Genomic DNA, 7,936 nt, shown 5'->3' with positions numbered 1-7,936 from the left:
CACGACCCGGGCGCCCGGGAGGAGCTGGGCCGCAAGGGCCTCGCGCAGGCCGCCACCTGGCCGACCGCCGAGGACACCGTGAAGCAGGTCGAGGCGGTGTACGCGCAGCTGCGCGCCCGCGGGGAGGGCTGATGCGGCACTGGCTGCATCGCTTCACCCCGGTCCTGCTCGCGCTCGTCGTCGGACTGCTCGGCATCGTCGCCCTCATCCCGCGCCCGGCCGCCGAGCCGGTCGCCCCGGCCGCCGACTACGTGATCGTCGTCGGGGTCGCCGGGCTGCGCTGGGACGACGTGAACCCCGACGACACCCCGACCATGTGGCAGCTCGCCCAGGCCGGCTCGATCGGCGCGCTGTCGGTGCGCTCGGCCCGGCGGGTCACCTGCGCCGGCGACGGCTGGCTGACCCTCGGCGCGGGCAACTTCGCGATCTACACGCCCGGCGCGGTCACCCCGGTCTGCCCGCCGCTGAGCGCCGTCATCGAGCCCGACACGCAGGGCAAGTCCGGCGCGTCGCTGCCCGACCAGGCCGACGTCGTCGCGCGCAACCGCAACCTGCACTGGGGCGCCCGGCCGGGCGCGCTGGCCGAGGGCGTGCGCTGCACCACCGCGATCGGCCCCGGCGCCGCGATCGCCGCCGCCCGGCCCTACGGGCGGGTCGACCGCTACTCGGAGACCGTCGACGAGAGCCTGCTGTCCGCCTGCGCGCTCACGCTGGTCGACGCCGGGCAGATCGAGGGCGGCGACGCCGCGGCCCGGGCCGGCGACGCCCGGCGGGCCGACGCCGTGCTGGCGAGCGTCATGGCCGGCCGGCCGGAGCGGGCCGTCGTCGTCCTGGCCGGCCTGTCCGACCTCGACGCCACCGGCCGGCTGCACGTCGCGATCGCCCAGGGGCCCGGCTACACCGGCGGCTGGCTCACCTCGCCGTCGACGTCCCGCCCCGGCTACGTGCAGGTCGTCGACCTGGCCCCGACCGCCCTCGCGGCGCTGGACCGGCCGATCCCCGGCAAGCTCTTCGCCGGCGGGGCCGCGTCGATGACCGGCGGCCGGCCGGCCGACCTGGCCGCGGCCGTCGACGAGCTCGCCGACGCCGACCGGGAGGCGAGCATCCAGCGGCGGGTCGGCTCGAACTTCTTCACCGGCCTCGTGGTCGCCGAGCTGCTGATCTTCCTGGCCGCGGTACCGCTGCTGCACCGGGCGAGAAGGCCCGGCGGCCCGCAGTCGTACACCCCGACGCCGGCGTGGCTGCAGCGGGCCGCCGAGGTGCTGCTGCTCGCCGCCTCCCTGGCCGTCCCGGCCGCGCTCGTCGCCGACCTGCTGCCCTGGTGGCGGTGGTCGTCGCCGGGGCTCATGTTCGGCGGCGTGACGCTCGGGGTGCTCGCCGTGGCCACGTTCGTCCTCGCGTACGTCACCGCCCGCAGCCGGGCCATCGCGCCGCTGGGCGGGGTGGCCACGCTCGCCGCCCTGGCCGTCGCGTTCGATGTGCTCACCGGCTCCCGGCTGCAGCTCAACGGGGTGGCCGGCTACTCGGCACTGGTCGGCGGCCGGTACGCGGGCGTCGGCGTCATCGGCCTCGGCCTGCTCGTCACCGGCGTGCTGCTCGGCGGTGCGGCCCTCGCCCAGCGCTTCGAGCGGCGCTGGCGGCCGTTCGTGATCGCCGTCGTCGGCGCGGTCGGCATGGTCGTCATCGGCAGCCCGTACCTCGGCGCCGACGCGTCCGGCGCGGTGGCCCTCACCGCCGGGATCTGCGTCGCCGCCGCGATGGCGGTCGGCGGCTGGCTGACCATCACCCGGTTGCTGTGGGCGTTCGGCGCGGCGCTCGTCGTCACCGCCGGGTTCGCGGTTCTCGACCTGTTCCGCCCGGAGGAGCAGCGCAGCAGCGTCGGCCGGCTGCTCGTGCGGACCCTGGACGGCACGGCCGGGTTCATCGCCCGGCGCATCGGCGAGGCGAACGTCGTCACCACGGTCACCAGCCCGCTGACCGTGCTGGTGCTCGGCTCCCTGCTGTACGCCACCTTCGTCCTGCTGCGCGACTGGGGCGGGCTGCGGCGCCTGCTGGGCGTCTTCCCACCCGTTCGGGGGGCGCTGGCGGGGCTCGTGGTGGCGTCGCTGCTGGCCGGTCTGGTCGAGGGCGTGTCGCTCAACGTCCTCGGCGCGGCCCTCGCCACAGCGTTACCGCTGGTGGTGCTCGCCTGTCTCAGAGTGCTCGACCACGCCGACGACAGGTCGGTGTGATGCTCGTGACGCCGGGTGTGTCTTCTGCACCAGCGTTCACCTGCTGTTAGGCTGGACTCCCGTGGATCGCTCGATACGGACCGGTGCCAGCCGGCAGGCCAAGCACATCTTCGTCACCGGGGGCGTCGCCTCCTCGCTCGGCAAGGGTCTCACCGGCTCCAGCCTGGGCAGTCTGCTCAGTGCCCGCGGGTTGCGGGTCGTCATGCAGAAGCTCGACCCGTATCTCAACGTCGACCCGGGAACGATGAACCCGTTCCAGCACGGTGAGGTCTTCGTCACTGAGGACGGCGCCGAGACCGACCTCGACATCGGGCATTACGAGCGGTTCCTCGACCAGGACCTCTCGCGCAACGCCAACGTGACCACCGGCCAGATCTACTCGGCCGTGATCGCCAAGGAGCGCCGCGGGGAGTACCTCGGCGACACCGTCCAGGTCATCCCGCACGTCACCAACGAGATCAAGGCCCGCATCCGGGCGATGTCCGCCCCCGACGCCGACGGCGTCGCGCCCGACGTCGTCATCACCGAGGTCGGCGGCACGGTCGGCGACATCGAGTCGCTGCCGTTCCTGGAGGCGATCCGCCAGGTCCGCCACGACATCGGCCGGGACCACTGCTTCTTCCTGCACGTCTCGCTGGTGCCCTACCTGGCGCCCAGCGGCGAGCTGAAGACCAAGCCGACCCAGCACTCGGTCGCCGCCCTGCGCAGCATCGGCATCCAGCCCGACGCGCTGGTCTGCCGCTCCGACCGGGAGATCCCGGACAAGACCAAGCACAAGCTGGCGCTGTACTGCGACGTCGACGCCGAGGCGGTCGTGTCCGCGCCCGATGCCCCGTCCATCTACGACATCCCACGGGTGCTGCACGAGGAGGGCCTCGACGCCTACGTCGTGCGCCGGCTCGGCCTGTCGTTCCGCGACGTCGCCTGGAAGAAGTGGGACGACCTGCTCGACCGGGTCCACCACCCGCGGCAGACGGTCACCGTCGCCATCGTCGGCAAGTACGTCGACCTGCCGGACGCCTATCTCTCGGTCACCGAGGCGGTCCGGGCCGCCGGCTTCGCGCACCGGGCGCGCGTCGAGATCCGCTGGGTGCCCAGCGACGCCTGCACCACCCCGGCCGGTGCCGCGCAGGCGCTGTCGGGCGTCGACGGCGTGGTCATCCCCGGCGGCTTCGGCGTGCGGGGCATCGAGGGCAAGATCGGCGCGTCGCAGTACACCCGGGAACACGGCATCCCGACCCTCGGGCTCTGCCTCGGCCTGCAGTGCATGACGATCGAGGTGCTCCGCAACGTGGGCGGGATCGCCGGCGCCAACTCGCTGGAGTTCGACCCGGACGTGTCCGACCCGGTCATCTCGACGATGGCCGACCAGGAGGACATCGTCGCCGGCAAGGGCGACCTGGGCGGCACGATGCGCCTCGGCGCCTACCCGGCGCACCTCGAGGCCGGCACCCTCACCGCCGAGGCGTACGGCGCGACCGAGGTCTCCGAGCGCCACCGCCACCGCTACGAGGTGAACAACGCCTACCGCGAGGCGATGACGAAGGCCGGCCTGAAGATCTCCGGCACCTCCCCGGACGGGCGGCTCGTCGAGTTCGTCGAGCTCGACCGCGACACGCACCCGTTCTTCGTCGCCACCCAGGCGCACCCGGAGCTCAAGAGCCGCCCGACCCGCGCGCACCCGCTGTTCGCCGCGTTCGTCGGCGCGGCCGTCGCCTACAACGCGGCTGATCGTCTCCCCGTGGAACTTGAGACGATCGACGCATGACGCATACGTACGAGGTCCGGTCGCACACCGAACGGCTGCGCAACCGCGTGTTCGCGATCGTCACCGACGAGGTCGTGATGCCCGGCGGTGACGTCGTCGCCCGCGACTACATGGTGCACGTCGGCGCCGTCGGCGTGGTCGCCGTCGACGCCGACGGCCGGGTGGCGCTGGTCCGCCAGTACCGGCCGGCCGTCCGCACCGTGCTGTGGGAGCTGCCGGCCGGCCTGGTCGACGTCGCGGGCGAGCCGCTCGCCGACGCGGCCGCCCGGGAGCTGGCCGAGGAGGCCGACCTGGTGGCCGCCCGCTGGGACCTGCTCGTCGAGATCCACCCGTCGCCGGGTGCGTCCAACGAGAAGATCCGGCTCTTCCTGGCCCGGGAGATCTCCACGGTACCGCTGGCGGAGCGCCACGAGCGGACGCACGAGGAGGCCGAGCTCGAGCTGCACTGGATCGACCTCGACGAGGCGGTCCGCATGGTGCTCGCCGGCGAGGTCACCAACGCGGCCTGCGCGATCGGTGTCCTGGCGGCGGCCACCGCCCGGGACCGGGGCTGGTCGACGCTGCGCCCGGCGTCCGCCGCCACCTGATGGACCCTGCGGCCAGAGCGCAGGCGAGCGCGGAGGCGATGTACGCGGCCGACGTCGCCTCCCGCTCGCTCGGCATCACCGTCTCCGCAGTCGGCCCCGGCCGGGCCACGGCGACGATGACCGTCCGCCCGGACATGCTCAACGGCCACGCCATCGGCCACGGCGGCTTCGTGTTCCTGCTGGCGGATACCGCGTTCGCGTTCGCCTGCAACTCGTACGGCACGCCGACGGTGGCGGCCGGGGCCGACGTCGAGTTCCTGGAGCCGGTCCGGGAGGGGGACGTGCTGACGGCGGTGGCCGTGGAGCGCGTCCGCCGCGGCCGGGCCGGCGTCTACGACGTGACGGTGACCCGGCCGGACGGCACGGTGGTCGCCGAGTTCCGCGGCCGGTCCCGCGCTATCCCGCCGCGTTGATCGCCTTGGAGTCCCAGACGCGCTGGTCCGGGCGGTCGCGGGCGACCCGCAGCATGGCCCGGCCCAGCCGCTCGGTCGTCGTCGCGATGCCCGGGAACCCCCGCACCAGCAGCGCCGACAGTGGGGTGAGGGCGACGTACAGCGCGTGGAAGTACCACACCTTCGACCGCGCGCCGTGCATCGGGCGGATGAAGCCTGGCCGGAACGCGTAGCCGCGCACCGGCGACGCGATGACGTCGTCCTCGGTGCGGCCCTTGACCCGCTGCCACATCTGCCGGCCGTTGGTGTCGGTGCCCGCCCCGGAGACGTAGACGAAGACCTGGTCGGTCGGCATCGCGCGGACCGCGGCGAGGGTGTAGTCGTACGTGGTGCGGCGGTAGTCGGGCTCGGACATGCCGACGGAGGAGACGCCGAGGCAGAAGAAGCAGGCGTCGTAGCCCGCGAAGTCCACGCCGGTGAAGTCCGCGAAGTTGTCGTGCTGCAGTGTGCGCAGCTTGGCGTGGCTGACGGCGAGGGGGCTGCGGGTCACGGCGAGGACCTCTTCCACGTCGTCCGCGAGCAGGCACTCGCGGAGCACACCGTGGCCGACCATGCCCGTCGCGCCGAAGACGATGACCTTCATGCCTTCACTATGAACAACGTCGCCGTGCGGTCAACTTCAGTCCTCGGGGCGCCGGCGGTGCTGCTTGCGCAGCGATGTGTGGCGCTTGTCCGACAGGCGGCGTTCGATCACGCCGCGTGACGGCTTGGTCCGCTTCCGCGGTCTGGGTGGCGGGGCCACCGCCGCCGCCAGGATCTCCACCAGGCGCTCCTCGGCCGCGCGGCGGTTCTGCAGCTGGGAGCGGTGCTCCGACGCCACCACCGACAGCACCCCGTCGACGAGCCGGCCGGCCAGGCGGTGCAGCGCCCGCGTCTTCAGCAGCTCGGGCAGCGCGCCGGACGCGGCCAGGTCGAAGCGCAGCTCGACCCGCGAGTCGGTGGTGTTCACCGACTGCCCGCCCGGGCCGCCGGACCGGCTGAACCGCCAGGTGAGCTCGGACCGGGGCAGGGCGATGTCGGGGGTGACCCGCAAGTCGTCGTCCACGCCGTCAAGCATGCGGTGCCCGCATTGCATGTTGCACTCCAGGGTGACTTCGTCACCGGGCCGCCGGAGGCGGGAGGTAGTCTCGGCGGGACGCAGCGGGAAAGGTGACGCCGTGGCCGATGCCGTGCAGACGACGGCGTTGCTGGTCGAGGACTTCGACGCTGAGCAGATCACCGCGGTCCGCCACGCCGTCGGCCGCGGCGCCGCGGCCGTCGGGCTGCGCGAGCAGCGGCTCGAGGACTTCGTGCTGGCCGTCAACGAGATCGTCACCAACGCCGTGCGCCACGCCGGCGGCCGCGGCTCGCTGCGCATGTGGGTGATCGACGGCGAGCTGGTCTGCGAGGTCACCGACAAGGGCAGCGGCATCCCGGCCGAGCGGCTCAACGGCCAGACCCTCCCGCCCAGCAACGCGACCAGCGGCCGCGGCCTGTGGCTGGCCCGCCACCTCGTCGACGCCGTCGAGGTGCGCACCGGAGCCGGCGGCACCATCGTGGTCCTGCGGATTCAGACGTCGTCGACGTAGCGCCAGGCCCCGCCCACCTTCACGAACCGGCTGCGGTCGTGCATCGTGCCCGGGCGGCCCTCGGCGGTGTAGCGGGCCCGGAACTCGACGACGCCCTCGGTGTCGAAGATGCCGCCGCCCTGCCGGTCGAGGATCGCCAGCCCCTGCCAGGTCTGGTTCGACTCCAGGGTGAGCGCCCGCGGCCGGGTCTTCTCGTGCCAGGTGCGCAGCAGGAACGCGCGGTCGCCGACGACGTACGCCGCGTAGCGGGCGCGCATGAGCAGCTCGGCGCTCGGCGGCTCGGCACCGCGGTGGTACTGCCCGCAGCAGTCGTCGTAGGGCTCGCCGAGGCCGCAGGGGCACTTCTCCGGGATCACGCCTCGGATTCTCCCCGATGCTCGCGCGGTGACACGCCGCGCACCCGCTTGAACGCCGCGCTCAGCGCGAACGCGCTGCCGTAGCCCACCTGCCGGGCCACCGCGCCGAGCGTCGCGCCCGGCTCCAGCAGCAGGTCGGCGGCGAGCGCGAGGCGCCAGCCGGCGAGGTACGCCATCGGCGGCTCCCCGACGAGCTCGGTGAAGCGGCGGGCCAGCAGCGCCCGCGACACTTTGACCCGCGCGGCCAGGGCGGCCACGGTCCACGGCGCGGCCGGGTCGTGGTGCAGCAGGAGCAGGGCCGGGCCGATCACCGGGTCGGACTGGGCCCGGTACCAGCCGGGCGCGGTGCCGGGCCGGGCCAGCCAGGTGCGCAGCGCCGTGATGAGCACGAGGTCGAGCAGCCGGTCGAGGACCGCCTCCTGGCCGGGCCGGTCCTTGGCGATCTCGTCGGCCAGGAGCGTGACGAGCGGCGTGTCCCAGTCCTCCCGCGGCACCATCAGGGCCTGCGGCAGCGTGCCGAGCAGCCGGCGGCTCACCTCGCCGGCCAGCTGGTAGGCGCCGGTGAGGATCACCGTCGGGCCGTCCGGGTCGTCGCCCCAGGTGCGCACCCCGAGGTACATCAGCTCGGCGAGGTCCCGCCCGTCGGGCGTGGTGCAGCGCTGGCCCGGGTGGATGACGATCTGCGGCGGGCAGTCCGGTGGGTCGGCCACCGTGTAGTGGCCGGGCCCGCGGACCACCAGGACGTCGCCGGGGTGCAGCTCGACGGACTTGCCGTCGTCGGGCACGTACCAGGCGGCGCCGCGCACGACCGCCGCGACCGCGAGGGCGGCCTCGTCGCGGATGCGCAGCGACCACGGCGGCGTGAGCACCGAGCGCAGCAGGAACGCGCCCCGGGCCCGCGGCCCGTCGAGGAGGGCGGTCAGCGCGTCCACGCCCCCACCGTAGACGCCCGCGCATGGATCCGCGCGTCTCGG

At 73.9% G+C, this 7,936-nt stretch carries 9 protein-coding genes; 5 read left to right on the top strand and 4 right to left on the bottom strand.

Annotation, left to right across the window (positions count from 1 at the left end; all coding sequences use genetic code 11):
* Positions 1 to 131 precede the first annotated feature (131 nt).
* The 4 genes from ABZS66_RS12945 to paaI all read left to right on the top strand — a co-directional run bounded on the left by ABZS66_RS12945 (position 132) and on the right by paaI (position 4,999).
* The gene (locus ABZS66_RS12945) at positions 132 to 2,231 is read left to right on the top strand and encodes a hypothetical protein (RefSeq protein WP_354757302.1); all 2,100 of its coding nucleotides are present in this window, start codon (positions 132 to 134) and stop codon (positions 2,229 to 2,231) included.
* Between the two features lie 61 nt (positions 2,232 to 2,292).
* The gene (locus ABZS66_RS12940; protein WP_354757301.1) at positions 2,293 to 3,999 is read left to right on the top strand and encodes a CTP synthase; all 1,707 of its coding nucleotides are present in this window, start codon (positions 2,293 to 2,295) and stop codon (positions 3,997 to 3,999) included.
* Positions 3,996 to 4,586: an NUDIX hydrolase gene (locus tag ABZS66_RS12935; RefSeq protein WP_354757300.1), complete on the top strand. Its 591-nt coding sequence runs from the start codon at positions 3,996 to 3,998 to the stop codon at positions 4,584 to 4,586. Before ABZS66_RS12940 ends, ABZS66_RS12935 begins: the two co-directional genes overlap by 4 nt.
* Complete coding sequence (gene paaI, locus ABZS66_RS12930) at positions 4,586 to 4,999, top strand: hydroxyphenylacetyl-CoA thioesterase PaaI (RefSeq protein ID WP_354757299.1); 414 nt, start codon at positions 4,586 to 4,588, stop codon at positions 4,997 to 4,999. Before ABZS66_RS12935 ends, paaI begins: the two co-directional genes overlap by 1 nt.
* Here paaI and ABZS66_RS12925 read toward each other — a convergent pair.
* Both ABZS66_RS12925 and arfB read right to left on the bottom strand, forming a co-directional pair.
* A complete protein-coding gene (locus tag ABZS66_RS12925; protein WP_354757298.1) occupies positions 4,983 to 5,621 on the bottom strand; it encodes an epimerase in 639 nt (212 codons plus the stop codon). The two genes, paaI and ABZS66_RS12925, sit on opposite strands and share 17 nt — an antisense overlap.
* Positions 5,622 to 5,657: 36 nt before the next feature.
* Complete coding sequence (arfB, locus tag ABZS66_RS12920; RefSeq protein WP_354757297.1) at positions 5,658 to 6,095, bottom strand: alternative ribosome rescue aminoacyl-tRNA hydrolase ArfB; 438 nt, start codon at positions 6,093 to 6,095, stop codon at positions 5,658 to 5,660.
* Positions 6,096 to 6,195: 100 nt separating this feature from the next.
* On the opposite strand from arfB, the gene ABZS66_RS12915 reads away from it, so the two are divergent.
* Entirely contained in the window at positions 6,196 to 6,606 is a 411-nt protein-coding gene (locus tag ABZS66_RS12915) for an ATP-binding protein (protein WP_354757296.1), read from the top strand.
* Here ABZS66_RS12915 and ABZS66_RS12910 read toward each other — a convergent pair.
* Positions 6,588 to 6,962, bottom strand: a complete 375-nt coding sequence (locus ABZS66_RS12910; RefSeq protein WP_354757295.1) for a YchJ family metal-binding protein — start codon at positions 6,960 to 6,962, stop codon at positions 6,588 to 6,590. The two genes, ABZS66_RS12915 and ABZS66_RS12910, sit on opposite strands and share 19 nt — an antisense overlap.
* Positions 6,959 to 7,894 (bottom strand): AraC family transcriptional regulator, encoded by a 936-nt coding sequence (locus ABZS66_RS12905; protein ID WP_354757294.1) that lies wholly within the window; start codon positions 7,892 to 7,894, stop codon positions 6,959 to 6,961. Before ABZS66_RS12905 ends, ABZS66_RS12910 begins: the two co-directional genes overlap by 4 nt.
* Positions 7,895 to 7,936: the final 42 nt, after the last annotated feature.

This window comes from Dactylosporangium sp. NPDC005572 (genome assembly GCF_040605515.1).
GTDB lineage: Bacteria > Actinomycetota > Actinomycetes > Mycobacteriales > Micromonosporaceae > Dactylosporangium.
Note: the sequence above shows the minus strand (reverse complement) of the source record. Positions and strands in the feature narration are given on the sequence as shown.